Consider the following 26013-nt stretch of genomic DNA (forward strand, 5'->3'; position numbering starts at 1 on the left):
AATGAAAAGTATGTTATGTTTGTACATGTTAGCCTCCAGTTTATATTGTTTAACACATATATTATGGCTCTGGTTTTACTAACCCACGAATCTGGAGGCTAGCACCTCGTGGGAGTCATTATGTCTATGTGTAAAGGAGTACCTAATGTCGGATTCAACTAAATTAGCAAAGTTCATAGAGTATTTGGCTATTTTTTTAGCTGCATTTTCAAGTGTCGATTTTATTATGGATTTCGTGAGGCTAGATTTTGGGTTTGCGACTCTTAAAAGTTTTGGAATGTTAGCCTTATCTATTTTCCTATATTTGTCTATTAAGAGACCTGAGCTTTTCAAAACGAAGCTATAACCTCTCAATTTAAATTTACACATAACAAGAAAATAAACTAGGACACGTAACAGTTGGCTACGTTTCGCTTCGCTACACAATTTTAGCCAACCATTACTTAGCCTGTTATTTAGGCGTTATAAGCAACGAAAGTTTAGTGTTAATTTTAAGCAAGGAATGATCAATTGTATAAGCTTTATTATTACCCCAATAATGCTAGTTTAGCTCCCCATTTTTTATTGCATGAAATGAATTTAGAGTATGAATTACAACTAGTGGATCGTAAATCAAATACCCAAAAATCAACGGAGTATTTAAAATTAAATCCGGCTGGGCGAATTCCTACTTTAATTGATGGCTCATTAGTTCTTTTTGAAAGCCCTGCTATTTGTATTCACCTTTGTGAACAAAATCCAAGTAAGAAATTAATCCCACCAGTAGGGAGCGTTGATAGAGCTAAATTCTTTCAGTGGCTTACTTTTTTAAATAACACTCTTCAAGCTGAACTGATGGTATATTATTATCCACAAAAGCATACAACAGATGAATCCTGTATTCCCAGCATAATTAAAGCACAAGAAGAGCGTATTTCAGAGGCTTTGTTAATTCTCGACAATCAGTTAAAGGGGAAAAATTTCCTTTTGGGAAATGATATATCTGCCTGTGATTTTTTCCTTTTTATGCTGGCTGAGTGGTCATTGAAAATAGAGAAATCACCACTCTCATTTCCTAGCCTTGGCTCGTACCTCAGAAAATTAGCTAAGCACGCTACTATTCGTGAAGTTTGCAAAAAAGAGAATATAAGGCCTTAAACTATTTGAGTAATTGCTCCTAGTATCCAGTTTAGGTTATACAACACCCGAAAAATATGCGAAATTAGTATTTTGAAATGTGTTTACGAAAGTGGTGTAAGATCACTTCGCTTCAAATTATAGCCAACTATTAATTTCCGCTTATTGCGGCGTTAGTGGGCTTGACCGTACGGTGATTTACTTCTAATTATATTACTATCCAAGGATCGACATGATAAAAATAATAGGAATGATACTGGCAATTACTTTTTCTCTAGTTTTTGGATATTGGTATAGCTTTTTAGCTCTTGATGAAATACCAATGGAGCAAGCAGAAATCATACAACAATATCAGTATAATTCTGAACAAGCTGTTGAGTTGATTTTAACGGAAATAGAACCACATCTATTCACTTTTACTTACAAATCATTTGACCAAAGCCTTGTTAACGGTCAAATTTCCTACCCTAAGAACCAAGCAGATAAATATCCTGTACTTATTGGTATTTCAGCTATGGGGAGAGGGTATCAACGATGGTGGTCTGAATCTTTTAAGGGTCGACCAACTGTGACACAAGTAAATAAAATTACGGAACTTGCTGATAAAAATGGTTATGTAGTTATTTCAATAGATGCTAGATATCATGGTAAAAGAAAAAATCCTGACAGAACTTTAAGATCTATCATGAATGATTTACACTTTTTTGGCGATAAAACTGATTATGAAGCTATGATTAAAAATACTGTAATAGATCATCGTGTCCTGTTGGACTGGGTATCACAGCAGAATAACTTAGATAAAAGTAATATTTCTGTTGTTGGCTATAGTATGGGCGGACAAATTGGTTTGATTTTAGCTAGTCTCGATCAGAGAATTAGCAAAATAATTTCTATTGTACCTCCGTATCTTGACGATAAAACCGCGCTTGTTGCACCTAAGAATTTCATATCACTTTTAAAAAACCAAGATGTATTATTGCTTACAGCTGACGATGATGAAAATGCATCAAAAAGTGAAAATAATTTTATTTTTAAACATATATCATCGCCTAAAAAAGTAAGAATTGATTTTTCTGGCGGTCATATATTACCAGATGATTATGTCGATAGTTTATCTGATTTCTTAGCAGGTTAAGCCGTTGCGCATAGCCCACTAATAAGTGTTTTCAAGACGGCCACAAACAGCTGGCTGTGCTCGTTCCTCGCTATTATAGCCAGCTATTTTTAGCCGCTTAATGTGGCGTTGAGGCTGTAGAATAACTAATTCAGCCAAAAAACTAGTTTTTTGTGCTTCTGTATCGCAAAGTAGAAGATTAACTCGATATAGGTAATGCATTTAGTACCCCGATTTTAGGGGTGATTTACAATGAACGAGTTATTCTACAAGCTCGTTATGTGATTCGCCAAGTAAGGCATCTATAAATCTAAATTAATGGAATATCTATAAATGAATAAATTGAGTAAAGAGTATTTAACGGAATGTAAAAATGCTCTTGACGTGGAGCAGACTCACAGTTTATCAACCACTGATAATTGGTCACATGTTAATAGAGAACTTGTCCATCAAGACTGGGATGTTCTATATAAAAAATTAGCAAAATACGCCGATGAAATAGCAGTTGATAACACAAGTGTTCAAACGTTAATGGAAGAGCACTTTGAAATCGCTTGTCGATTTTATACCCCATCAAAAGAAGCATATATCGGTATGGGGATTTTTTATAAAGAAAATGAAGATATGAAAAAATTCCATAATGCTTACCACCCCGAAATGGTTGATTATTTGGGTGATGCAATAGTTCATTACGCAGGTAATAATTTATAAAATCACATAACAAGTTGCTCAAACGGAAAAATAACAGTTGGCCATCGCTTCGCGATTATAGCCAACCATTATTTTCCGCTTAGCAAAGCGTTATAAAGCTAGGGAAGGTTTTGCGTATGAGAAAACTATCAGTATTAATTTTTGTTAGCTTCATATTACTCCAATGGACAAGCTTTGCTGAAGCATCGTCTCTTCAAGAAGCATACGATAATCATAAAAGTGATGTTCAGGTTCAGGGAATTGGTACTGTTGTCCGTATATTAAATGACGATAATAAAGGCTCGCGCCATCAAAAATTCATTCTTAAACTTTCATCTGGTCAAACTATCTTAATCGCTCATAACATCGATCTTGCGCCAAGAATTAAATCAATTTCCAACGGTGACCAAGTCCAATTTTATGGTGAATATGAGTGGAACAAAAAAGGTGGTGTGGTTCACTGGACTCATAAAGATCCAAACGGGTATCATGTTGGTGGTTGGTTAAAGCACAAAGGTAAAACGTACCAATAGCTTTATAACAAGCAAATTAATAAGGACAAAAAACAGTTGGCTGTTTTCGTTCTTCAACAATTATTTGCCCATTATTAGGGCGTTAGGTTACTAATATGCGGTGTCCATCTTGCAGTTACCGAAGAAATAAAAATGAATGTAATCCTCATTGGCAATGCCCTAAATGCGAAAAAGCATATAACAAATTTCAGCCTAAAACTTTAAATAGAGGTTCAGATTTTGAAAGCTCTGTTAGTGATAAAGATAAGGTTCAAGACTTTATAACTAATTGTGCTTCTAATGATAAAGTTATATAAACTATAGTCGTTTCTATTTTTCCTATTTTGGGATATTGATGAGTTTTTAACTGAAGGTGTTTTTTATATCTCTAATTATTATGAGCATTATCAGATACACCAGGGGAAGGATTGGTTTATTTTTATTATCTGACTATTACTCCTACTCTTTTTGATCGCATTGTAGTTTTTATCGGGGGAAGATCACAGGTGACAGTTGGCTACGTTTCGCTTCGCTACATAATTTTAGCCAACCATTACTTAGCCTGTTATTTAGGCGTTGAGGCTGTAGAATAACTAATTCAGCCAAAACAACTAGTTTTTTGTGCTTCTGTATCGCACAGTAGAAGATTAACTCGATATAGGTAATGCATTTAGTACCCCGATTTTAGGGGTGATTTACAATGAACGAGTTATTCTACAAGCTCGTTATGCGTACATGGAGTACACATGAGACTGTTTTTATTCATCTTATCTACAATATTGCTCAATGGGTGTGTTGCTTCGTCATACATTGCTTCAATCGGAGCTAAATCAATACATGCAGATACTCGTATTCACTTAACGAATACAAATTTAATCTACGCAGAAAGGATTTCTTTCCCATTAGGCTTTATGGAAGGAAATGCCTTACCATTTACTAATTTACATATTGATAATGAACCTTATGATACCGTCTCTGTGAAATTTAATTACGAAGATATTATTTGGACTGAAAAAGGCTCAACAAGAGGTAAAATAGATCTATTGGTCAAAGGGGAATTACTTACTTTTTCAGTTTTTAAATCTCATAATTGGGTTGAATTAGAATATGATTATAGGACTTGGTATAGCTACCCTTCTCAAAGTTTACTGATACTTAGTATCCCAGCGGATGTAGTTATAACAACTATCGCATTACCTATAATAGGCTTGGGGATGTTGGTTATTGGTTTAACTATGGAGCCACCATTACACTAATACGCCTAACAAGCACTCAAACGGAACAAAAACAGTGGTCTACATGATTGTTAAAAAAAAATATAAACCTATGCGTTCAATTTTTTATTTTAGTTTATATTGTCTTGGCTTATTCGGTGTTATTAGTTGTGTTCTAGGAGGCTGGACTGTTGCAATATTTTCTATTATTGAAAATAACGGGGGTGATGCAGGTTTGGCAATAGTTATGGGATGTGTAGTATTAATACCACCATACATAATTTGTGAGTTTTTACTTATGTTTACATCACAAAAAAATGACAAGCCAGACGAGAACTGGCCTAATATCAACACCTAATAAGAAAATCAACAGGGACACGTAACACTTGCTCGGTTCCACTTCGTTTCACATTTTAGCAAGTATTACTTAGCCCGTTATTTGGGCGTTGAGGCTGTAGAATAACTAATTCAGTCAAAACTATTAAATTTTTGTACTCCTATATCGAACTGTAGACGATTAACTCAATATAGGTAATGCATTTTCCACCCCGCTTTTAGGGGGTAATTAATAACAAACGAGTAATTCTACAAGCTCGTTATAAGCCTAAAGGAATATCGCGTGAAGTTTCCCTTTTTATTTCTATTATCAATAATCTCACTCCATTGCCATGGAATTACCGATGATGAGGTTAAAGCTTGGAAAGCTGACCTTGAGTTTTATTCTCAAACATTGTCAGAAAAACATATAGATCTTTTTCATACTATCTCTGAGCAAAGTTTTAGTGAAGAAGTAACACGACTTAAAGGTTCGCTAACTTCGTTAACGAACAACCAAGTTTTAGTTGAACTGATGAGACTAACGCACAAAGTTGGTGATGGACATACATCATTTCCCTTGTGGGGAGCTAATCTACACAGCTTTCCTATTCAGTTAAAGATGCTAGAAGAAAAGCTTTATGTAATTAAAACAACCAAGGCTTTTAGACACCTCCTTGGTGCGAAGCTTGTGGGAATTAACGACATAAATGCAGAAGAAATCTACCGTTTATTTGCTCAACTAGCCCCTTTTTCTGAAAATAAATACTCAACGCAAGTAAGAGCAGCACAATATATCCCGAAAGCTGAATTACTTAATGGGTTAGGAGTTATTAACGATGAACTTCAAGCTCGATTTACATTCAAAATTGGCGAAAAACTAATTGCGCAGCAACTAGAAGCTCATAGCTCAAATGAATACAGTCACCACCTCTCTTATCAGAACAATGATTTTATTTCAGTTGAGGAAAAGCTAAACGAAAATCTTTGGTTTGGGGCCTTTAACAATAAAAAAGGGGTCTACTTTAAGTTTCGCCGCTACACATCAATGTCAAAAATGGAATCACTGGGCGAAGATTTATTATCTTTTATTAATAAAAATAAAATAGAAAAGTTAATAATTGATCTTAGAGACAATTATGGAGGAGATTTTTTTGTAGGTTTAAAATTAGCTCAACTTCTTGTGTTGGCTGACAGTATTGATTGGAAGTCTGGCGTTTATGTTCTTATTGATAATGTTACATTTTCAGCTGCAATGAGTAACGCGGCCCAGTTTTCACAATTACTGAATGCAAAATTAGTTGGGGAGCCTACAGGCGCTAAACCTTCAGGTTATCAAGATATGGGGCAGTTTGATTTACCTAATTCCAAGCTAGAGGTGACGTATTCAAAGCGATTGTATCATTTTGATCGAGATCAAAAGGACGCATTATATCCACATGTCTATATAGGGGTTTCAATCGATGATTACATTTCAAAAAAGGATCCTCAATTGAAATGGATATTAAATGATATAGGTATGAATTAGTCGGCTTATAACAAGAAAATAAACTAGGACACGTACAGTTGGCTGCGTTTCGCTTCGCTACACATTTTAGCCAACTATTACTTAGCTCGTTATTTGGGCGTTAGCTATACAGGAGTTTTACTTCATATTATGGATATTAAAAATCTAAAAGAAATATCGAATTGGCGGAAAAAAGATCACTGGCCTTCAGACTTCACAACGGAACAACTTCAGACTGCAACTTTTTGTCTGGATAATAATTCGCAAGTTTTGAAACATAAACACCATAAAGAAGATAATTTTTGGTATATCGTAAGCGGTAAGGGTACAGTTTTACTTGGTGATGAAGAGTTTGAGGTAATAGAGGGTGATTCTTTCATTATTCCAAAAGGTGTTGTTCACTCAGCAAAAACAGATTCCAATCATAAAATGCGAATATTGCAGGTTGAGTGTGTCGTTTATAGTAAATCAAAACCTGTAGTTAAGGTTACATCAGTATAGCTAACTAGCTGTTAAACAATGACAAAACACTCCTTCGTCGCTTATTTTAGCCAACTACATTTTGCCTGTTAACAGGGCGTTATATTGCACATGAGCATTGAAGTTTGAATCAACTCGAGTAAGTCAATTAAACACATTTAACTTTAAAAGGAATAATTAAAGTGCCACATGCCTTCGAGACACAACATCGAATACCCAAGTTATCCTTATCCTTAAATAAACTCGTTTTATTGACTTGTTTACTTGTGGTTTTTTATTTTGGATATGAAAAATATGCTTCGCATAAAACTGAGCAAGCTGAAACATCGGTCCTGATTTTAACCCCTAAAGTGAATGATATTTATTTTTTAGACTTCAGATTACTCGGTGATAAATTAGAAAGGAAGAACAAATATAAATTAGCAAAAGTTGTACGTGTTAGTGATGATAACGTAGCCATAGTTTATGGAAGGGTTTTATATCAATGGCAATATTCAGTAGTAAATAGCATTCAGTATGGTGATTTAAGTAACGATGAATATTTTATGCTAATACCGGAATATATTTCCTTTAGCCAAATTAAAGAAATGAGGGATGATGGCGCTATTTATTTAGTCAAACGACCTGTCAGAAATAAACTCTATGGCAATTTTGTAAGCCACTAGTTAAGTGCAACCTAGTATCAAGTTTGAAGTGCAACAATAACGATTATATTCCATAGTACATCTCCTCTGGTGTTTTTATAGTTGTGACGCTACGTGCATGCTAATAAACATCGGCTGTCGTTACTGGTAAATAATCACGTAGCGTACTGTTTTAGTTGCTAATATTCGAGCAATTAAAATATAAAGGGTAGGGTGGTTTAATCTACCTTTCTACGTTTGCCACTTTCCGCACGTTTCTTATGTTCACTTTGCACATAAACAGTATCGGTGGTTGCCATGCTGGCATGACCAAGATCTTCTGAAATATCTTTAAGAGGGCGGCCACGTTCAATTTCCATACTGGCACCTGTATGTCTAAGCCAATGGGCAGACGCTTCTTTTAATTTCATCGCCCTGGTTTCACCTTCAGCTCTGCGCATATTTTCATGAGCCAAATCAAAAACACTTTGCACTAAACGTCGTAAATGCCTGGAGGTCATACCACCTTGACCACGTACTTTTTCAACAAGAACTGTATTTTCATTTCTTATTGGTAGACCTAATAAACCACGGTAAGCGCGGTAACGTTCTAAAAAATGCAAATAATCTACGGGCACGGTAATATCACGTATTTTTCGACTTTTACCAAATATTTTCAACCACCAGTTTTCATCCTCATCTTGCCAAAAATGTCCCATGGTGGGTGACCAATTGGGCCGTTCAGATAACTCTGAAATCCTTAAAAAGAGGGTTTTTAATGATGCAATTACGAATAAGTTTCGTTCAAATATGGGGTCTTCATCAGCCATTTCAACAGCAGTATCTAAAACGTATTGCCATTGGCTAGCGGTTAAACGTTTAATTTCTTTAACTTGTGAGTCAATGATAAAGTGGCGGCAATCTTTTTTAGCAATTTGTGCCGGATTACCAATACAGAAATCTTCAGCCATTAGGTAGTTATAAAAAACGATAAGTGCGGTAAACATGGATGAAAGTGTTTGTTGTGATGGTCGGTATTTTTTCTTATCAATGACATATTGAGATTTTTGACTTTTAGGTGCTTGGATCTTAAATGGAAACCAAAGTTCATTAGCCGTTGAATAACCATTGGATAGTTTGAAACGTTCTTGATTTGATGTGCCAATCCAAGTAACTGGTGGCTGCCAACAAAAGTCAGCATATTCAAGCAAGTCAGTTTTACGTAATTGGTCAATTGGTTTTTTCTTTTCAATAAACGACCATAAAATAAAACGTTCTACGTCATTTCTAAATCTGTCATACGTATGGTTAGATTTATTTCTACCGATATAGGTAAGGAATATTTTTCCCCAGTTAAATTGCTCAAGCCACCAAGGCTCATTTGCGGAAAATATTTTATCTAGCTGAGGATAATCTTCAAGATCGAAATCACATAAATCAAGGTATGGTGGATATAAAGGTACAGGTTTAGAAAAGGTCTGAGTTAGTGACATTGATTGAAGTCCAAATTTTAATTCTAACAAGGGAAACATAGGTTAAAGCCAGTTTAAACCACTACACCCACTATGTCCAATACTGAAGAGTATCGGACATAGTGGGTGTCTATATCTGTGAGGGTGCTATCCCTGTCGTTAATCAGATTAAGAAAAGTTTTAATATGGCATCCGATCATCATTGAATTATACCACTAATGACTTCTCTCTAAGAAATACATCGAACTTTAAACCTAACAGTTTCTGATGAATCCCCGTCTTATTAATTAGTCATATCGATAACATAATCCTTAGAACTTTCTATAGAGCATAAACGCTCAATAACTTAATAAGGAATATTTATGTATACCGATCTAATCTCATATCTCGATGCCATAAGTGATTTAATTATTATCATAAGGCTTTTAACTTTGTTGAGAAAGTTTGTAATTGAAATTAAGAAAATACTTACTCGATCATCATAAAGGTTCAGTACACTGAACAATCCCCAGGTGTTACTAGAAACCTGGGGCTTTTAAAATAGCAAAAACCTTTGTTATCTGATATGCAAGAAAGTCGTACACGACCGAATCCCCAAGTGTTACTAGAAACTTGGGGTTTTGATATGTTCACAAAAAATAATAAGAAATGTTTTGCAGGACGCGAAGAAGATTTTTACTTGTTGGAACACCAATAACGCGAAGAAATAGTTTTACTAGTTGTACCATCTCTAATAAAACTTTGTTTTATGTTTCGCTCCGCTTCCATGCTACGCATAACAAGAAACAACCGCCTCAATCGCTGTGGTGCGGTAGCTCCTCGCTTGTTCGTTGATTGTTACTTTGTTTTTTAATATCTTCTATAGCTAAATCCCAGCAACGGCCAACACAAGATAATAATTCTTGCCTAGTATTATAACCATCTAGAGAGCCGGTAATTTTTTCTATTCCAGTAACATAATCTGGAATGATAGGCGCGTAGAAAACACCATCATCATCTGTAAACTCGACAGATGAAACAGCCTCAAGCGGATAGATAGATTTACTTTCATAAACCAACATTTCTAAACCAAAATCTAACTCGGAAATTCGTTCATATTTATGCATTAATTGAACACTCCGAATCTATTTTTCATATATTCAGACTTGTCGCACAGCTCTTCGGCTAAAGCTGAAAGCACCTCTTTGCTACAGTCATTATCAATTAGTGATTTTAAAGACATACAAAATTGATCGTTTTTTTCTAATTCTCTCGTTAACAAAGTATAATCTTCTTTAGGCATGATAAACCCCTTTTCGGTTTGTTTTGTTTAGTGATATTGGTAGGTTACAGCCTACTAATATCATGGTTGAACAACGCAGAATTACATTGATAGGCTTTCTACATAAGTAAGAAATTTTTGAATGTCGTTTAAATTCCCTGAGTAATGCTGTTGCGACACCAAGCACTTAGAACACTCTGAAACACCAACACAAAAAGTAATCTTTCCTTTTCTGTAGTCCGCTTTATCAATCCAATTGATCTTCTTTTTCTTTCCACAACTGCATCTAATAAATTTATCTAATTCCATTTAACTAACAGCCCTGAGTGATATTTGATCACACAAGTGCTCGGGCTCTACATAACTTGCTGGGTGTTGATTAGAAAAATCAACGTTAATCACGCGTAGCATTGGAACTACATTCGAGGCTATACCTTTTAAGTTTTGTAAATGAGCTTTTGAAACAACGAAACAAAGTTGTCTCATATTATCGTGAAAAGTATTTTTTGCCGTAGTGCGCTTTACCTCTTCATAGCCTTCATTTTTAAATGAGCGATAAAAACGAAACAAACGATTAGCTTTTGCATAACTTGTGTTGCCTGACTTCTCACTAATTTTTCCAAATTCTATTTTTAATTTATTTAATATTTCTTCATCATCAAATACTGTCATTTTTTTATTCCCCAGTGCGGTAAATACATCCTTAAATGCTTCCGTCCATAACGCCTCAATCAAACAACCTTTATAATTTTGTGCATAATTAATAAATTCACTAACCAATCTTGGTATACCTAATCTTTGTAACATTCTCGATAAAACGGATGCTTCAAAACGTAAAGCATTCTCTGCAAACGCCCTCACCTCAGCGCTTTGCATAATATCCAGTTGCTTTTTATAAAGGGGTAAATTTGAATTTTTAACCTTTTGAAGTAACTCATTAATTTGATGTTCAAGCTCCGCACCTTTGAGATATATTTTAAGTTGCTTATGCCTTGAAGATTTTTTACCTTGTGAGTTAACACCGAAGTAGCAAGTAGTTGCATGACTATTTTTTGAACTGCGTGTTTGACCACTACTGATATTTTTAAGTGCTGCAATTGCTTGTCGACCCTGACTCTGGTTTTCCATTTGGGCTGTAAATGTCACATCAATATGTTTTATTTCTGCTAAATGCCAATCAAGCATAGTGGTTAGGCTAGGCATTCCAGTATTGAAAGCTTGAACAAGTGCAAAAATACACTTCTCAACATCACAAGAACCATAGACATTATGGCTTTGAAGTAACTTTGCAGGGCTTGCTTTTAGTTCGATATGAGGCCAGTAATTTAGACCACCAGAATATATTTTAAAACTTAACGAAGAGTTAGAACTGGCGATGGATTCAAACGGATGACGTAATCTTGAAACTGTTACAGAGCCATCAGGCTCATACTCAACTTCACCTGATTCAAGTTTTGCACCATTCCACTGACAAACTTGTAAGTCTACGAGGCCATGCCCTTCAGTAGCGTCTCCACAACAAAAGTCCTCATTAAATGGTATGGACATCCGTATCAAGTCAATCACTTTGCACCTAATACTGCCAAAATCGGAAGAAAACAGGTGTTATTAGGTTTTCCGAATTAACCAAAAAAAACATACATTAAAAACCTGTCAATACCCATCGATGGGTAATTTAACCATACATTAGTGGGGTATTTAACACCAATGGGTAAAAAAGACATGTATACTGGTCAGTAATGGGTATTTAAGCCCCTTGGGTGTGGTTTTTAGGAGTTGTCGATATGACGATGAACGTTGGTAAGCAAATAAGAAAAATACGTACGCAACAGGGTATGACAGTTAAGCAATTGTCAGAAATATGTAGCGTACCTGAAAAAACGATATATCGAATAGAAACAGGTGAAGTACAAGACCCTAAAATATCGAGTATTGAGCCAATAATTAGAGCACTAAATTGCTCTGCAGACGAGATATTATTCAGCCATGATGATTATTATAAGTTTGGAGAACTTCGTCAGGTATTCGCGAACATAACTCAAATGCGAGAACCTGACCAAGAAATGTTAATACGAATGATTAGAATGGTATCGTTAGCTTCAAGTTTTGAGAAACAAATTAGTGAAAACTCGAAAGATTTAGTAAAAATAAAATAATAAAAAGTACGAATTCCGTACTAGAGTCCACTGTTATAGTATGTGGACTCTTTAATCAAAAACGACATTTTAAGCGCTGTTACTTATCAAGCTTAAACTGATTTACATTATTGTGTGAACATGCTGATTTTTTTGCCTGTTTAGCCTCAATACTGCGATCATTCATAGCAATAAATATCGCAGCGTTACAAAGCTTGTCAGCACTAGAAATTGAATGTTTATTAAGTTTTGAAAAGCTAATTTTAGAAATTTTAGGACGTGGTTTTGGTTGAGGTATTTGAAATTGTTTTGTCATCTCTTTTGACATCTTCAAAGCGGTATCAACATATTGTTTTTGAATCTTCTGAATAGTTTTATCATTAGAAATCAAATCATTTTCAATAGCATGGTTAACACCAATAGAAAGAAATTTAAAAAACAAAAACACAAAAGAAAACAAGCTAAAAACAATAATAAAAACCCATTTTATGAAATTCATACAAAATCCTTTTTAAAGAGATCGTATTCTATAAAAAAGAATAATTTGGTGCAAGGCTGTACTGATTTAGTACTCTTTTAAAAAGAAATAATCCTGATGTCAGGACTTAGTTCGGGTGTCACTAGTACCCGAACTAAGATTAAGCTAGGTTATTTAATATTACTAGTAGAAGACCAATCATCTAAAGATGCTAAAACAACCCCTTTACTAGCATCAGTAAAAATAGGTTTTGTTAATCCCCAATAGCGAAAATATACTTTTGTACCATCTTCTTTTGTGTTTATAGAGTCACTCCCACTTCTACTATACAAAACTACTTTATCGCCAGGTACCACATCAGTTGGTAAAAACCAGTATGAATTGTTACTGCGATTGGTAAAGCCGTTTTCTGTAAAGCTAGTTGAATTAACAAGAAAGTACTTAAGGTTACTTATAGATTTAACCAGAAAACCAATTCTTTCGTTCTGAAGATCACCTTTATCACCAATACTAGATATTACTAATTTCATTTTAATACCTTAGAAATAACACCACCAACAACCAAAACACTCCCAATAGCTATTGCTACTATCCCATAGCCACTTGCCCATAAAAGAGAAGCTAACCCTATTATTGCTGAACCGATGGTTAAACAAATACCATAAAGAACTTCATGGGAAGTTAATGCCTTAATTTTTTCGTTAAGAATTGCTGTTTGCTTATCAGCAACGTGGTATTTAATCTTAATTAATTCAAGATCGGAAATTTGTGTTTGTAGCCGGTCAACCTCTCCTAATAAAAGTCGTTGTACTGCAGGAGATTGTAAATCATCTTCAGATATTTCACGCCGAATTTTAGAATATGGACTACTTGGTATTGAAGGCTGATCTATCAACTCGATTTGAACCTCTTTACCAGCTTTTTCCGGTGAATCACTCATATTTATCTCATTTAAAATTAACACTAAACAACTAATAATGTTAATTTTAACTTATTTAATTTAAATTTTCCTTGGATTTTTATAGTCTTAAACAAAAAAATCAATACAATATATGACACACTCTCCTCCTCGTTGCTCAGGCTTCGCCCTCGTCCTCGGTGTTCGTCAGTTAATAATTAGAAATAATCTACCAATAAGAAAGATTTAAACGCATAATCCGCAAATGCTAATAAAAATACTTTCAGACGAACCTGAGTTTCAAGAACGTATCAATTTACTCAGATTGAAATATAAGACAGGTGCAAACTCGAAAGCAGCTAAAGCCGCACTAAATGAGTTTTATGAATTAGAAATTGAATGTGAAATATTACGCGGACAAAATGAATCAATGTCAGATGAAATAGAAAGGTTAAGAGAACTACTTAGTCATGTTTCAAAACAGAAGTACCACAAGCGATACCATACACGCCCCAAAAGCCCACAATAAAGCTCTATTGGTACATTAGCCCTATTCTGAAGAGTATCGGACATAGTGGGTGTCTATATCTGTGCTCTGCTGCTATTTACGCTATTACATGGTTTTTGCTAGCCTTGGTATTCTAGGCTTTGTACTGAATTGCTTCAGCTATGACTTTAGTTATATTTGCTAATATAGTTACTGATTTTATTACTGTTCGTTTTAGATATCTTCATTATTGTTTACTGTTTTCACTTTCAACAATAAGTTTTACATCTCTCGCTTTACAACTAATACTTTCAACCAGCACTTTAAATATAAAATTCTAAATTAACTTATGTCTGACACTCTGTTTTATCAGCTATTGAAAATGTTAAGTCATGACCATTGCCATTTTAATAACCGTGCAGATGGGTGAAATTATTTTTAGCTAACTTAGCCTAACTGATTGTACCTAGCTTCAGCTTTGTTTATTTTACTGAATGTTATTTGTCATTTATTTTTACTAAAGTTAACTCAAGTTTATGTTTAAGCATGTGCTCTTGCTTAAGCGTCTTTTTATGATGCTGTAGTATTTCAAAGCTATATTGCCATGGCTGTTTTTCTTCATTAGTCTTTTCTTGCTTTAGTAAAAAATCAATGGCAGCTTTTTGTTTATACCATTCTTGTTCACTACCTAGTAATGCCATAGCAACTTCATGGGTATTTTTAAGGGTTAGCCAAAAATCAGCCTGGCTAGTGAGCGCAATTTCGATGCCTTTAGGATCGAGATCACTAAAACAGATCAGTGGAATTTTCCCCTTAAAGCGTCGAAAAAATTGATAACTGGTATTGGTTGTTTGTTGCGGCTTAACATCACCACGATAAAGCCAAAGTGCTTTAGTTAAATCAATCGGAAAATCAATTTCATCACATAGTGCTGTTAAATTTATTAGCTTGAGATTAGCCATCACGGCAAGATTTTCAACTAAAACAATGACACTATGTTCAACCGATTGAATTTCATCTGCCTTTATATAGTTACCTAATGAAGTAAACGGCGACGATTTATAAATTGTTTTATTAATTTTTAGCTCAGATAAGCTATTAATCAAGATGAAATCTTTGCTAACGGCATAGCTGTTTTCTTTTTCAGCTCGGTGAACACCCGCATTAGTTACTCTGCTGGTTTTATTAGGATATGAATCATTTCTAATCTCAACACCAAGCGTTCTTTGTATTTCTTTGCTTAGTGCCAAAATATCAGTCAGGCTAAACGTTAAGTGTTTTTTACTCAAATCCCATTGACCAAAATGATAATCGTTATGCAAGCGTATTGCTAAGGCGCTATTTTTTATCTGACCGCCCTGCCGATTATTTTGCAGTTTATCTTGGGTGAAATTATAAAGTTGTTTGTTCATTATTGTTTTAACTTTGCCTTTCTTTACGTATAACTCACTGATTTTTAGGCACTAGCTTTGATTTCAGGCTTAAGTTCGATAACGACATCACTATAACTATAGTTATGGGTAGTGCCGGTAACTGCCATCCCTTTCATTTTGATATTGAGGGCATTTTGCTGTGCATTGGTTAATTTGCAGTAGCAACTAAACACTAATTCTATCCATTCTTTTGGCGCGATAACTTGTGATTTTTCCAGCCAAATATTTTGGAATTCTTGATAAAAACCTAAGGCTGAAACCGCACAGTTATTGATGATCACCCGTTCAAACAACAGTTCTGTTTGCTCTTCAAAAAAATCTTCTTCGGCGGAAATTTTTTCAATTGGCTCGAAACTGACCTCGCTGGTTGTTCTTACTTTAATGGGGCTAACGACGGCTTGTTTACGTAAGGACTGTATCAACTCAAGTAAGGGTTGTTCAATGTCGGTCTTCTTGGTATCGACATAGCTGAGCAGTGGCATTGGTGGCGAATATTTCAGCTGCTCTGGTAAATTTGGCAACTCAAATAACTGCTCATCAAGATCAAATTCAGGATGTTTCCGTAAAAAACGCGCCATATTGCGTAATTGGCTGGCTTGTTTTTCATCCCGACGTAAGCGAAACAAACTAATACGCATGTTATCAATAATCAAACGTAGCTTAGGCAAAATTTGGTTATACCAGTAAACAAAGTTAGAAATTTTACGGGCAAACTCATTAGGACACAGCCAATCTAGCCACTCGTAACAGTCTTGTGGATCAATTTGCTGCAACTCATTCAATAGTTTCTGTGCATGAGATAAGTAACGTTCATTTTGGCGTATCTTGTTAGACAAGCTACTAACAAAACCAAATTGACTAACAATAGCAAAGTGCATATTTTCTAAGTTATTGTTTAAACTGTCTTTAGTTTCATAAAGTAAATCATCGAGTTGATCTAAATAATACTCGGCATCTTCTTGCTCTTTGGCTATGGTCGCCAGTTGATAATCTTTTACTACTTCTTCAATCGCTTCAATCACTTTACCCATGTCGGTAAGTTGTCGATAGCTGGTTTGTTTACGCATTAATCGGTTTAACATGCGTTTAAGATCGGTAGTTACTCGATACTCACCTGGAGAATCATCAGGTCTGATCAAGCCAGATTTATGCAACAAATTCAAGGTGTTGACATCTTGTTCATCACTCGCTATCGAGCCATAAACATAGGCATTGGCGAGTAAGTCATTGTAGGCACCAATTTGTCTTAGTAACGTTGCGACTTGCGAAGAATCAAAACCAGCCATTAGGGCTCTCCATTAAAGCTATTCATTAAAATAACAACTCATCTTGTTGGCTTTTTTCTTGCTCGGGTAAAGTGACCAGCTCGGCATCATTCAAAAACTCTATCAGTAAGTAAATGAGGTCAAAACGCGCCGTGGCATAATATCTACTGCTGCCGGCATTTTTACGGACAAAATAATGCATTTCTTCCAGCTTTTGAAAGACCATCACCAGTTGCTCACGCGTTTCTGTTTTATTCGTTTTGAAAGGCTTGATGGTGGTTAAGCGCCGTAATTGCTCACTCAAGGTTTGATCATGTTCAAAGGGCTCGAATAATTCATTGATATTCAACACCGATTTAGCACGTATAGGTAAATCTGCTTGCGTTGCCGTTAACAGTAAATCTAAAAACTCCACCAGTGGTCTAAAGGTGCTACGCATATCACTAAATAAAACACTGAGCTCGGCGTGGTTACTGTCATCAACCTGATTAAAGGTACAGTAATAGGCATCGGCGCTTTCAAGGTAGGTCAATTTTCTATCTAAATTGGCTAAAAAATCATTCACTTTATCGCTATGACTTTCTGCTTTTAAATACAAATATTCGGCTTCATAAGCCGTTTGACAAATAACAGTGCCACAAAGCAGCTTTTGAATACTTTCTTTAAACATTGTTTATTTCCTCTTTACTGCTTTGTTTTTCACTTTCCTCGGTATGTTCCCCTGCCGTTACTGCTGTAGTTTCATCCGCGCTAATTTCTGTTTTATCCTCAGCTACTACCTTGGTACTTTCATCAGTAATATCCGGTACTTTATTACGTTGCGCGAGTAATTCATCTAAGCGTGATTGCGGGATTTCAGCATGATAAATCTTATTATCTTTTAATTTATAATGGCGGTTATACAAGGATAAAATATGACGGTCAGTTGAGGGTGATGCTGATAACATACTGATATTATTGTCGTTAAACATTTGTAATAACAGATCGATATTTTCTGCAGCCAGTTCACCTAGTTCATCAACCGGCAAAATAATTTGGCTGGCATGTTTACTGTCACCACGTAACATGCCTAAAAGACCGGCAAATAAGGACAACATGGCTAAATAAGATAAACCGGTTGAACTGACTTTTTTCAGCTGCTTGGCATTACGGGCGTATTTTATTTGGCCTTTTTCTACAATGGTAAATTCTAAATCAAACAAATTATTGTGTACTAGGACAAAGCCTTCACTGGGCAAATAATTAGCCAATTTTTGCATAGCGAAAACCAAATCATCGGGTACCTCACCAATACCATCACGTAATTGATCTTTATGTAGTTCAAACACTTCGGCAAAACTTTTCAAAGGTCCCCAGTACTCTAGCTCTTCTTGCTTCATTACCGTAGTCACATTGATGTCGGCTAATGCCTCAAAGTGCGCCAAAGCGGTAACCTTAGCGGATAAAAGTTTACCTATGCGCTTTATATTCCGACCAAAATTTTCGATGTGCTGATAAAATTCGTTGATCATGGTGGCGTTAACGGTAACCAGTTGATAAGTACTTTGCTGCTTTTGCTCGGCACTATTTAATAACTCGCTAATGGGCTCACGATATTTAAACAGTGCTTGAGCGCCAGAGTAGTTATCGTTTTCAACTAATAGATTTTGCCAGTTTTCATAAAGCTCACTGCCAGAGTGATCTTTTCTAAAACGCTCACTGAAGGTATTCAGCTGACTAGCCAAGCGTTTCTCAATGGTTTTAAATTGTTGGTAAAAATCATGGCAAAAACTAACGGTTAAATCGGCTTGGTTGGCTGGCTCTTGCTCAGCCAATTTACTGTCAATGGCGGACATTTCACACAAACGCTTATTATCGTTCAGTTGTACTAATAAATCATCGGTGGCTTGTTTTTCTAGATTGATTTTCTTAATCAGCTGTCTTAATTCACTAATTTTAGTTGTCAGTTCAATGCTAATATCTTCATGATTTGACTCTAGATTACGCTTGGTAATTTTTCTGTTCTGGTTTTCTTCAACCAAAGCATCACGGTGACAATAGCGTTCATTAAGAAAACTTTGATAGTCACGCGCCTTTTGGGCGAACAGCGAACATTGCTGTAAGTCTTGCTCTAGCGTCACGCGCTTAGCAATGCGTTTGTCTACTTCCCCTTCGGGGTCAAGGTGTTTAATATCACTGGCTTGTTGTTTTTTAAGCTCGGCAGAGCGCTGCTTAGCATTGGTTTTTAAGCTGATAAGTTGCTCGGCTAACAGTGTTAACTGATTGTCTCTATCACTTTCAACCACCATGCATTTTTCTAATTTATCATTGGTTAAATCATGCAATTGCTCGGTTTTATCTTCTTCAAAGCTGTGCTGCTTTTTTTCCAGCATTTTTATTTGCTGATTGAAACTTTGTAATTGTGTCTCGATGGTTTGACGGTGTGCCTTAATGGCCAACTGTTTTTTAATCACTAGGCTTTCTTGCTGCGTTTGCAATTGCCCTAAGGTTAATTTTTGTTGGTTTAAGTTCTGTCTCTGCTCGGTAACATTGACTTTAAGCTGATTAAGCGTTTTGACCAAGCCTTTTAAATGCTCATCAAGCTGGCCAATTTTATCTGTTTGGTTTTGTAACTTAGTTTCGATAACTTGACGTTTTTCACGCAGTTGCGCTTCATCTAAAAACAATGAATCGTCACAAGGCAGTTGTTGTAAATCTATGGATAAGCCATAAAGACTGGCTGTGGCACTATCGCTTGCTAGCCACTGTGGATTTAAATCAGACCGTGATAATTGCTCGCTAGTAAGTAAGCGGCCAATATCATTTTGCCAATTACCCGCTTGTGGCTCGTTAATAAGGTAATGATGTAAAGAGCCTGCTTGGGGCAGCAGTTGTAATTCTACTTGCTGATAATCTTGACGTAACTGTTCCAGATAGCGATTAGCGTCACTACGTTGCGCTAATTGCTGGTCTTGTTGTTTCTCTAGTTGATATTGCTGTTTTTGCAACTCTGACTCTTGCTGCAGTAGTTGATTATAACTTTGCTGAGCGTGAGTTAACGCTTGCATGTTATCGTCAATATCGCGAGTTAATTGCTGCGGTATTATTGGCTGGGTTAACTGTTGGTTAGCATTGTCTAATTGATGTTGTATTTGTTGCCGATCTTTTTGCAGCTTAAGCTCTTCTTTATGTAGTTGGGCATTAAGAGCGTACTCTTGTTGATGAAAAACATCATTTATATGGGTTAACTGCTCATTTGTCGTGGCAGTAATAAGCGCCGATTTTTCGTTATTACTACTGACTGCTTTAAGTTTTTCAACTTCAATTTTTTGAATCAGCTTATCAAATTTTTGCCCTATTTTAGTGATATTACCTTCAAAGGCATCAATAACGGCAATCACTTCATTCAATTCTTGCTGAATGTGTGGCGCTTGCTCGGCCTTAATTTGATAACTACTGGCATCATCATCTTCGTAGTTAAGTTTGTCTTCATCAAGTAAGTCTATTTTACTTAAATCGGCATCAATCTTAGCGTTTAAATCAAATAAGGCTTTTTGATAGTGCTCTGTGGCATTGGCTAACTCGGTATCGAGTTTATTGCGTGTTACGATACTGATTTTTTTAAGCTCGTCTCTATCTTGCTGCTTTATTTCAAGGCGCTGTTGATGTGATATCACTTCAGCATGTAGATGTTGTAACTTATTTAATAAACTGGCAAAGGCACTAAAGTCGTTTTGCCAAACAGAGATTTTTTCGGCAACTTTTTTAATGGCGCGACTGGCCTGAATATCAGCCAGCCAGCCAGTAATATCGGCTTTATTTAAACTGAGCTGCTCTTTTTCCTCATTGGTATTACGGGCAAGATGATCACTGGCAATAGCCACTAACATACGTTTAACCGCTTCAAAATCTAGATTTTTTTCTATGGTGCCGTTAATTACTTTATCAATATGTGGGCAAGGTTGCTCACTAAAAGAAAAGCGATTTTGCAGTAGTCTTATTTCTTTGTGTTGACGACCGCTGCGCAAATTTTGAATCACTTGACGGTATTTATCTATGCCGAGGAATTTTGAACTTTCTGCATTGATATTACGATAGTTTTTTTCTATTTCACTGATGGTAAAAGGTTTGGCTTTGCTGCCTTGGTTATTGGCGATAAAGTGTTGTGCATCGTAAGGGGCATCAATAAATTTAAATTGTACACCTCTACCATCACTGGTCGCTAACACCTGGCATATTTGTCCATAGGGTCGACAGTATTCGTACACTAAAATGCTGGATTCACGAGGTAAGTAAAAATCGGCAAAGTTTTTCGCCTGATCAACCTTGCTAACAATATCACTGGGTCGCATGCCATAAAAAAGTGGCAACAGTCGCATTAATGACGTTTTGCCTGCGCCGTTGGTGCCTTCAAGTTGCGTGTGACCCGTTAAATCAAGTTCGTTGACTTGACCCTGCCAAAAACTGTCGATAATAATAATGCGGAGCAGCGAATAGCCGTGTTCTGCCATAGTGTGACCTTAAGGGAAAATTAATGAAGAGGTTGTAATTTCAATACTAGCGCGGGGTCAATTTTTACACCGAACCAGTTAATGCGCCAGTCTAAATGCGGGCCGGTTGCTCTGCCGCTTTTACCTACTGCGGCGACTACCTGCCCTTGTTTAACTTTATCACCTTGTTTTACATAAGAATGACTTAAATGTAAAAAGGTAGAGCTAACACCTTGGCCATGATCAATAATCATGGTGCCACCCGAGTAAAACATATCGGGTACCCAAAGTAATACCGTACCAGAAGCTGGAGCTTTGACCGGATCGCCGGTTTTTCCCGCGTAATCTAAGCCAAAGTGTGGATTTTTAGGTACGCCGTTATAAACACGTTGGCTGCCATAAACACCGGTAATGCGGCCTTTTATTGGTGCAATAAAGCCTTGAGCAAAATAATTAAGACTACTAGCAACTTTTCGGGCAGTTTTTACCTGTTTGCTATCTTGTTGCGCTCGGGCAACCGACTTAGGATTTGGCTGCATGATACTTTTCTTAATGCCTTCAATACGCTGAATATTATAACTGCGTATTGAAGGTGTTAGGGTTTTTGTTGCCCGATCACCATTAATTGAGGTAATGACTAATTGATAACTTTGTTGGTCATCACGGGAAAAACCAAACGTGTAATCCCCCTGACTAGAAACTGTGATTACCTTGCCATTTAAGCTGACGGTATTGTCTGGCCGTGTTTTACCGACAATTAAACCGCCTTGCTTAATTTCACCGCTTAATACTATCTTTGGGCTAGTGATATTAACCGCACTAACAGAAAAGCTAGCGGCAAGTGCAAAAGCCACTAAGCCTTTGTTTAAGGTATTAGGTAATATTTTAGCTAAGCCATGAGTGAAAGAGCTAACCATGAACAATTGCCCCTTTAGCAACACCTTCGTAAGCAACAACTTTCACGTCATTATTGGCGAGCTCCGCATGTTCGGCTTTTATTTGTCTTAAAATAAAATCGGCTAATAACTCTACCGTAGAATCACAATCAACCACATCAAGTACCTTGCTATCAACGGCGATATCAAATCGACCTTGTGGTGCATGGTAACTAAAATATTGATGATCGGGAGTCAAATTGTTCATTGCATGAGCAGATAACTCTATATCATCGCGTGAAATTCTATCAGCTTCACTGGCAATATAGATGTCTTGCCAACGCTGACACCAAGCGGCTTCTAACTTAGCATCTCTTTTATCATCAACATAAACTTTAATTTTTGAGCGGTGACCATGGGCAATACGCTGACAATTGCCATCGTGTAACTTCAAACCATGGGTGTAATGATAATAATCGCTCGAAATAACTTCCGGGCGCAATACTAAGGACAAACCTTGCACATTTTCAGGCAAGTGCGCCAAAATAATAGTCGTTAAATGTGTCGTCACCGCAGCGACTGTAATGCTTAAACAGTCTATAGTCGCAAAAGCACAGGCTGGAGATTGTAAATAGTAATTTGCCACATCGCTATTAAAGTCAATGGTTTGATGACCTTGGTTATGTGGCGAGTCTGCCAAGGTTATTGCTTGCTCTTGCGCCGGCAATAACAGTTTATGGTCAACGGCATCATCAATAATGGCCTTGATTTGCTTTTTCACAATAGCAAAATCCAATACCATACTTTGCTCGTTTAACGAGCCATCGAGTAATACGTCAACAATCCAGCTTTCACCGACAATACCGCGCTGTTTACACAGGTATGAAAAATCAATAACGGTAAGATTATCTACAAATAATTGCATTTTTTTCCTTAATTTACTTAGAGCTCTCTACTTTTTATTCGGGCTTAACTCGTTCAGCCAGCTTTATCTACTTTAAACTTCGCTAGATAAAGCTGCGTTTAGCTTAAGTTAGTCTGCTACTGTCCACAAAATTTCTTCATTGGCACGCACTGGTACCACGACATCGCCGCCAAAAGTCATGGTTGCTGGTACTTGCCAGGCCTTTTTAACTAGGGTGATGGTGTCGGTATTTACCGGTAATTGGTAAAAATTGGCGCCGTTAATGCTGGCAAAGGCTTCTAATTTATCTAAAGCATTTTCTTGTTCAAACACTTCCGCATACAACTCAATGGCAGCAAAAGAGGAATACACACCCGCACAACCACATGCTGACTCTTTAGCATGTTGTGCATGTGGCGCAGAATCAGTGCCTAAGAAGAACTTTGTACTGCCACTTGTTGCGGCAGCCCTTAACGCTTGTTGATGAATATTGCGTTTTAAAATAGGTAAACAGTAATAATGTGGTTTGATACCACCGACTAACATGTCGTTACGGTTATAGAGTAAATGATGCGCAGTAATAGTAGCAGCAACATTATCACCAGCTGCACTAACAAAATCTACCGCATTTTTAGTGGTGATATGTTCTAACACTATTTTAAGGTTAGGATAGTTAGCTACCAAGGGCTGTAAAATGGTATCAATAAATACCTGCTCTCTATCGAAAATATCGATATCAGCCGTTGTTACTTCGCCGTGTACTAATAGTGGCATATCAACTGCTTGCATGGCGGCAAAAACGTCCGTTAAATTGGCAACATCGGTTACACCCGATGAAGAATTGGTTGTTGCGCCAGCAGGATATAATTTTGCCGCATACACCACACCAGATTCTTTCGCATCAATAATATCTTGAGCCGTGGTTTTATCGGTTAAATATAAAGTCATTAGTGGTTTAAAGTGGGCATTTTCCACCTCGGCTATAATGCGCTCATGATAACTTTTTGCTAACGCTGCAGTGGTTATTGGTGGTACTAAATTTGGCATGACTATGGCGCGGCCAATATAACGACTAATGTCGGCAACGGTATTTTTTAAGACTTCGCCGTCACGTAAATGTACGTGCCAATCATCAGGGCGAGCGATGGTTAAGGTGTTATTTGAGTGATTAGTTGCGCTATTGCGTTCATTTGTCATGTTCATTTCCAATTTTTGATGATTACAGTCAATTTATTACATACAGTTGTAACTGGCTGATTTTTAATACTTACTTTGGTAAAAACACCTTTTATAAATGGTAACGCGGTACCTTCATGGTTATGCGTTACCGATATTTCGGCGCTATTGTTACTCTTCGGGGACTTTTTCAGCCTCAACTTTTTCACTATCTAGAAGTGCCATTAATTGTTCTTTTAAATTCGGTGGTACTTTAAAGATGGTAATGGAATCATTATGTGGATTATAAATTACATCTTCACCAAAATGACTACGTTCAAAGCTCAAACTTATACCATTACCATAGCCTGAATATTTAGTGATTTTATTAACCACGGCTTGCTCGTGTGGAAACGATTCTTCCATAGCATACGATTGTGTTTGGCAGAACTGATAAAAGTCTTGTTCTGCGCCTGCACTTTCAATTACTTTACCAATCTCTTGCAGTGACACATCTTGAGAACTCGCTTTTTGCTCTTTACAGTAGCTCAGTAAATCTTTACGTGTTTTTTGCTTTTCACTTGGGTCTAGTTGATTAACTGCAACATAATCTTCAACCGCTTGTACCAGTGTTTGGGTTTGCTCTTTGGCGTTTAAGCCTTCTTCACAACCCAAAAAGTCTAAAAAGAAGTCTGATACCTTACGACCCGCTCTTCCCTTAATAAAAGAGATATAGCGATTGCCCTGGGCATTTTCTTTATAATCGAATAAATCAATACGCGCGGCTAGTTGTATTTTATTGATATCTAGATGCTGCGCGGCTGAAATATTTAACTCACCATCAACGCTGTAATGCTCTGACACCGGTATAACCGCTATTAATAAGTAACGTCCACCCATGTATTCATAATGACAGATAACAAAATAGCCCGTCTCGTCTATGTCATATTTTTCAATTTCATTTTTTAATACATTGGCCGCTTGGGTACTAAAGTCATAGAAACTTTGCTGTTCCGTTAAATAGCTTGCCATCAAATCAACAAAGCGCGCGGCATCCCCTTCACTGGGCATGTCGGAAAAACTGCCATACGCTTTATTACCTTTGGCATTATAAATGGTGTGTAAACCATCAACAAAGTTAGTTGTTTTGGCACTTTCTTGGGTAAAATCAATATTTTCCGGACCAAGGCGTAAGACAACTTCACCGGTGTCTTCTTTTTTAGACAAGTAATGTAGTGCTATGTTTGTAATTATTAAGCTCATAGGATTTTAGGTTCAGTTACTAATGTAAGTTAATGTTGGTGTTTTATATCTGCTATATATTAAATTGTGCAGGCATTTGATAAACTAGAGAAATTAAATTTATCATTAACGAAAACACTTATTATGCCTATTGTATCTAAATATTCGAACGAACGTGTAGAAAAAATTATCCAAGATTTACTTGATGTACTTATAAAAGAAGAAACAACCCCTGATTTAGCCTTAATGTGTTTAGGCAATGCCGTGACACACGTTGTTAGCCAAGTACCCGAAAGCAAACGTACTGCCGTGGTAGACAACTTTACCAGCGCATTAAAAAAATCAGTTTAAAGACGCGACATTAATTT

General features: G+C 36.5%; 28 protein-coding genes. 13 read left to right on the forward strand and 15 right to left on the reverse strand.

Going from position 1 to position 26013, the window contains the following annotated elements:
• Positions 1-145 precede the first annotated feature (145 nt).
• From ASU03_RS07595 to ASU03_RS07650, 10 genes are all read left to right on the forward strand, one after another.
• Positions 146-346, forward strand: a complete 201-nt coding sequence (locus ASU03_RS07595) for a hypothetical protein (RefSeq protein ID WP_057831273.1) — start codon at positions 146-148, stop codon at positions 344-346.
• A gap of 164 nt (positions 347-510) precedes the next feature.
• Positions 511-1137, forward strand: a complete 627-nt coding sequence (locus ASU03_RS07600; RefSeq protein ID WP_057831274.1) for a glutathione S-transferase family protein — start codon at positions 511-513, stop codon at positions 1135-1137.
• A gap of 211 nt (positions 1138-1348) precedes the next feature.
• Positions 1349-2251, forward strand: coding sequence for an alpha/beta fold hydrolase (locus ASU03_RS07605; RefSeq protein ID WP_082627202.1), 903 nt, complete (start codon positions 1349-1351; stop codon positions 2249-2251).
• A 312-nt stretch (positions 2252-2563) separates the two neighbouring features.
• Positions 2564-2941 (forward strand): TipAS antibiotic-recognition domain-containing protein, encoded by a 378-nt coding sequence (locus tag ASU03_RS07615; protein WP_057831277.1) that lies wholly within the window; start codon positions 2564-2566, stop codon positions 2939-2941.
• Positions 2942-3057: 116 nt separating this feature from the next.
• On the forward strand, positions 3058-3453 hold the full coding sequence (locus ASU03_RS07620; RefSeq protein ID WP_157465851.1) for a DUF3465 domain-containing protein: 396 nt from the start codon (positions 3058-3060) through the stop codon (positions 3451-3453).
• 725 nt (positions 3454-4178) lie between these two features.
• Entirely contained in the window at positions 4179-4688 is a 510-nt protein-coding gene (locus tag ASU03_RS07630; RefSeq protein WP_157465852.1) for a hypothetical protein, read from the forward strand.
• 43 nt (positions 4689-4731) lie between these two features.
• Positions 4732-5004 (forward strand): hypothetical protein, encoded by a 273-nt coding sequence (locus ASU03_RS07635; protein ID WP_057831280.1) that lies wholly within the window; start codon positions 4732-4734, stop codon positions 5002-5004.
• A gap of 261 nt (positions 5005-5265) precedes the next feature.
• Positions 5266-6489 (forward strand): S41 family peptidase, encoded by a 1224-nt coding sequence (locus tag ASU03_RS07640; RefSeq protein ID WP_057831281.1) that lies wholly within the window; start codon positions 5266-5268, stop codon positions 6487-6489.
• Between the two features lie 129 nt (positions 6490-6618).
• The gene (locus ASU03_RS07645) at positions 6619-6969 is read left to right on the forward strand and encodes a cupin domain-containing protein (RefSeq protein WP_057831282.1); all 351 of its coding nucleotides are present in this window, start codon (positions 6619-6621) and stop codon (positions 6967-6969) included.
• A gap of 161 nt (positions 6970-7130) precedes the next feature.
• Positions 7131-7613: a hypothetical protein gene (locus ASU03_RS07650; protein ID WP_057831283.1), complete on the forward strand. Its 483-nt coding sequence runs from the start codon at positions 7131-7133 to the stop codon at positions 7611-7613.
• A gap of 197 nt (positions 7614-7810) precedes the next feature.
• On the opposite strand, the gene ASU03_RS07655 is transcribed toward ASU03_RS07650, so the two are convergent.
• The 4 genes from ASU03_RS07655 to ASU03_RS07670 all read right to left on the reverse strand — a co-directional run bounded on the left by ASU03_RS07655 (position 7811) and on the right by ASU03_RS07670 (position 11870).
• Positions 7811-9064 carry a tyrosine-type recombinase/integrase gene (locus tag ASU03_RS07655; protein ID WP_057831337.1) on the reverse strand — a complete coding sequence of 418 codons (1254 nt, stop codon included), beginning with the start codon at positions 9062-9064 and terminating at the stop codon, positions 7811-7813.
• 773 nt (positions 9065-9837) lie between these two features.
• Entirely contained in the window at positions 9838-10149 is a 312-nt protein-coding gene (locus ASU03_RS07660; protein ID WP_057831284.1) for a hypothetical protein, read from the reverse strand.
• Positions 10149-10325 (reverse strand): hypothetical protein, encoded by a 177-nt coding sequence (locus tag ASU03_RS20655; RefSeq protein WP_157465853.1) that lies wholly within the window; start codon positions 10323-10325, stop codon positions 10149-10151. Before ASU03_RS20655 ends, ASU03_RS07660 begins: the two co-directional genes overlap by 1 nt.
• 288 nt (positions 10326-10613) lie before the next feature.
• Positions 10614-11870, reverse strand: a complete 1257-nt coding sequence (locus ASU03_RS07670; protein ID WP_157465854.1) for a phage/plasmid replication protein, II/X family — start codon at positions 11868-11870, stop codon at positions 10614-10616.
• A gap of 218 nt (positions 11871-12088) precedes the next feature.
• Between ASU03_RS07670 and ASU03_RS07675 the strand changes: the two genes are divergently transcribed.
• Positions 12089-12460 carry a helix-turn-helix domain-containing protein gene (locus tag ASU03_RS07675; protein WP_057831287.1) on the forward strand — a complete coding sequence of 124 codons (372 nt, stop codon included), beginning with the start codon at positions 12089-12091 and terminating at the stop codon, positions 12458-12460.
• A gap of 79 nt (positions 12461-12539) precedes the next feature.
• Here the strand turns inward: ASU03_RS07675 and ASU03_RS07680 are convergent, their stop codons facing one another.
• The 3 genes from ASU03_RS07680 to ASU03_RS07690 form a co-directional block, all read right to left on the reverse strand.
• On the reverse strand, positions 12540-12938 hold the full coding sequence (locus ASU03_RS07680; RefSeq protein WP_057831288.1) for a hypothetical protein: 399 nt from the start codon (positions 12936-12938) through the stop codon (positions 12540-12542).
• A 149-nt stretch (positions 12939-13087) separates the two neighbouring features.
• Entirely contained in the window at positions 13088-13447 is a 360-nt protein-coding gene (locus ASU03_RS07685; RefSeq protein ID WP_057831289.1) for a hypothetical protein, read from the reverse strand.
• Positions 13444-13857: a DUF2892 domain-containing protein gene (locus tag ASU03_RS07690; protein ID WP_057831290.1), complete on the reverse strand. Its 414-nt coding sequence runs from the start codon at positions 13855-13857 to the stop codon at positions 13444-13446. The genes ASU03_RS07685 and ASU03_RS07690 overlap by 4 nt, the downstream gene beginning before the upstream one ends.
• 223 nt (positions 13858-14080) lie before the next feature.
• Between ASU03_RS07690 and ASU03_RS07695 the strand changes: the two genes are divergently transcribed.
• Complete coding sequence (locus ASU03_RS07695) at positions 14081-14344, forward strand: hypothetical protein (protein ID WP_057831291.1); 264 nt, start codon at positions 14081-14083, stop codon at positions 14342-14344.
• A 455-nt stretch (positions 14345-14799) separates the two neighbouring features.
• Here the strand turns inward: ASU03_RS07695 and ASU03_RS07700 are convergent, their stop codons facing one another.
• The 8 genes from ASU03_RS07700 to yejK all read right to left on the reverse strand — a co-directional run bounded on the left by ASU03_RS07700 (position 14800) and on the right by yejK (position 25666).
• The gene (locus ASU03_RS07700; RefSeq protein ID WP_057831292.1) at positions 14800-15714 is read right to left on the reverse strand and encodes a DUF7281 domain-containing protein; all 915 of its coding nucleotides are present in this window, start codon (positions 15712-15714) and stop codon (positions 14800-14802) included.
• Positions 15715-15758: 44 nt separating this feature from the next.
• Positions 15759-17021 (reverse strand): hypothetical protein, encoded by a 1263-nt coding sequence (locus ASU03_RS07705; protein ID WP_057831293.1) that lies wholly within the window; start codon positions 17019-17021, stop codon positions 15759-15761.
• A gap of 25 nt (positions 17022-17046) precedes the next feature.
• Positions 17047-17670 carry a hypothetical protein gene (locus ASU03_RS07710; protein WP_057180971.1) on the reverse strand — a complete coding sequence of 208 codons (624 nt, stop codon included), beginning with the start codon at positions 17668-17670 and terminating at the stop codon, positions 17047-17049.
• A complete protein-coding gene (locus ASU03_RS07715) occupies positions 17663-21490 on the reverse strand; it encodes an ATP-binding protein (protein ID WP_057831294.1) in 3828 nt (1275 codons plus the stop codon). Before ASU03_RS07715 ends, ASU03_RS07710 begins: the two co-directional genes overlap by 8 nt.
• Positions 21491-21510: 20 nt before the next feature.
• Positions 21511-22386, reverse strand: coding sequence for a M23 family metallopeptidase (locus tag ASU03_RS07720; protein ID WP_057831295.1), 876 nt, complete (start codon positions 22384-22386; stop codon positions 21511-21513).
• Positions 22379-23269 (reverse strand): 6-carboxytetrahydropterin synthase, encoded by an 891-nt coding sequence (locus ASU03_RS07725; protein ID WP_057831296.1) that lies wholly within the window; start codon positions 23267-23269, stop codon positions 22379-22381. The genes ASU03_RS07720 and ASU03_RS07725 overlap by 8 nt, the downstream gene beginning before the upstream one ends.
• A gap of 108 nt (positions 23270-23377) precedes the next feature.
• On the reverse strand, positions 23378-24445 hold the full coding sequence (gene pyrC, locus ASU03_RS07730; RefSeq protein WP_057831297.1) for a dihydroorotase: 1068 nt from the start codon (positions 24443-24445) through the stop codon (positions 23378-23380).
• 150 nt (positions 24446-24595) lie between these two features.
• Complete coding sequence (gene yejK / locus ASU03_RS07735; protein ID WP_057831298.1) at positions 24596-25666, reverse strand: nucleoid-associated protein YejK; 1071 nt, start codon at positions 25664-25666, stop codon at positions 24596-24598.
• Between the two features lie 123 nt (positions 25667-25789).
• Here yejK and ASU03_RS07740 point away from each other — a divergent pair, with 123 nt between their 5' ends.
• On the forward strand, positions 25790-25996 hold the full coding sequence (locus ASU03_RS07740) for a DUF1414 domain-containing protein (RefSeq protein WP_057181043.1): 207 nt from the start codon (positions 25790-25792) through the stop codon (positions 25994-25996).
• The last annotated feature ends 17 nt before the right edge of the window (positions 25997-26013 follow it).

The sequence above is a fragment of the Colwellia sp. TT2012 genome, assembly GCF_001440345.1.
GTDB lineage: Bacteria > Pseudomonadota > Gammaproteobacteria > Enterobacterales > Alteromonadaceae > Colwellia.

Excerpts from the sequence above, each read along its gene's own strand:
- ASU03_RS07595 (WP_057831273.1), top strand. The coding sequence starts at position 146 with ATGTCGGATTCAACTAAATTAGCAAAGTTCATAGAGTATTTGGCTATT.
- ASU03_RS07605 (WP_082627202.1), top strand. The coding sequence starts at position 1,349 with ATGATAAAAATAATAGGAATGATACTGGCAATTACTTTTTCTCTAGTT.
- ASU03_RS07615 (WP_057831277.1), top strand. The coding sequence starts at position 2,564 with ATGAATAAATTGAGTAAAGAGTATTTAACGGAATGTAAAAATGCTCTT.
- ASU03_RS07620 (WP_157465851.1), top strand. The coding sequence starts at position 3,058 with ATGAGAAAACTATCAGTATTAATTTTTGTTAGCTTCATATTACTCCAA.
- ASU03_RS07630 (WP_157465852.1), top strand. The coding sequence starts at position 4,179 with ATGAGACTGTTTTTATTCATCTTATCTACAATATTGCTCAATGGGTGT.
- ASU03_RS07635 (WP_057831280.1), top strand. The coding sequence starts at position 4,732 with ATGATTGTTAAAAAAAAATATAAACCTATGCGTTCAATTTTTTATTTT.
- ASU03_RS07645 (WP_057831282.1), top strand. The coding sequence starts at position 6,619 with ATGGATATTAAAAATCTAAAAGAAATATCGAATTGGCGGAAAAAAGAT.
- ASU03_RS07655 (WP_057831337.1), bottom strand. The coding sequence starts at position 9,064 with ATGTCACTAACTCAGACCTTTTCTAAACCTGTACCTTTATATCCACCA.
- ASU03_RS07660 (WP_057831284.1), bottom strand. The coding sequence starts at position 10,149 with ATGCATAAATATGAACGAATTTCCGAGTTAGATTTTGGTTTAGAAATG.
- ASU03_RS20655 (WP_157465853.1), bottom strand. The coding sequence starts at position 10,325 with ATGCCTAAAGAAGATTATACTTTGTTAACGAGAGAATTAGAAAAAAAC.
- ASU03_RS07675 (WP_057831287.1), top strand. The coding sequence starts at position 12,089 with ATGACGATGAACGTTGGTAAGCAAATAAGAAAAATACGTACGCAACAG.
- ASU03_RS07680 (WP_057831288.1), bottom strand. The coding sequence starts at position 12,938 with ATGAATTTCATAAAATGGGTTTTTATTATTGTTTTTAGCTTGTTTTCT.
- ASU03_RS07685 (WP_057831289.1), bottom strand. The coding sequence starts at position 13,447 with ATGAAATTAGTAATATCTAGTATTGGTGATAAAGGTGATCTTCAGAAC.
- ASU03_RS07690 (WP_057831290.1), bottom strand. The coding sequence starts at position 13,857 with ATGAGTGATTCACCGGAAAAAGCTGGTAAAGAGGTTCAAATCGAGTTG.
- ASU03_RS07695 (WP_057831291.1), top strand. The coding sequence starts at position 14,081 with ATGCTAATAAAAATACTTTCAGACGAACCTGAGTTTCAAGAACGTATC.
- ASU03_RS07700 (WP_057831292.1), bottom strand. The coding sequence starts at position 15,714 with ATGAACAAACAACTTTATAATTTCACCCAAGATAAACTGCAAAATAAT.
- ASU03_RS07705 (WP_057831293.1), bottom strand. The coding sequence starts at position 17,021 with ATGGCTGGTTTTGATTCTTCGCAAGTCGCAACGTTACTAAGACAAATT.
- ASU03_RS07710 (WP_057180971.1), bottom strand. The coding sequence starts at position 17,670 with ATGTTTAAAGAAAGTATTCAAAAGCTGCTTTGTGGCACTGTTATTTGT.
- ASU03_RS07715 (WP_057831294.1), bottom strand. The coding sequence starts at position 21,490 with ATGGCAGAACACGGCTATTCGCTGCTCCGCATTATTATTATCGACAGT.
- ASU03_RS07720 (WP_057831295.1), bottom strand. The coding sequence starts at position 22,386 with ATGGTTAGCTCTTTCACTCATGGCTTAGCTAAAATATTACCTAATACC.
- ASU03_RS07725 (WP_057831296.1), bottom strand. The coding sequence starts at position 23,269 with ATGCAATTATTTGTAGATAATCTTACCGTTATTGATTTTTCATACCTG.
- pyrC (WP_057831297.1), bottom strand. The coding sequence starts at position 24,445 with ATGACAAATGAACGCAATAGCGCAACTAATCACTCAAATAACACCTTA.
- yejK (WP_057831298.1), bottom strand. The coding sequence starts at position 25,666 with ATGAGCTTAATAATTACAAACATAGCACTACATTACTTGTCTAAAAAA.
- ASU03_RS07740 (WP_057181043.1), top strand. The coding sequence starts at position 25,790 with ATGCCTATTGTATCTAAATATTCGAACGAACGTGTAGAAAAAATTATC.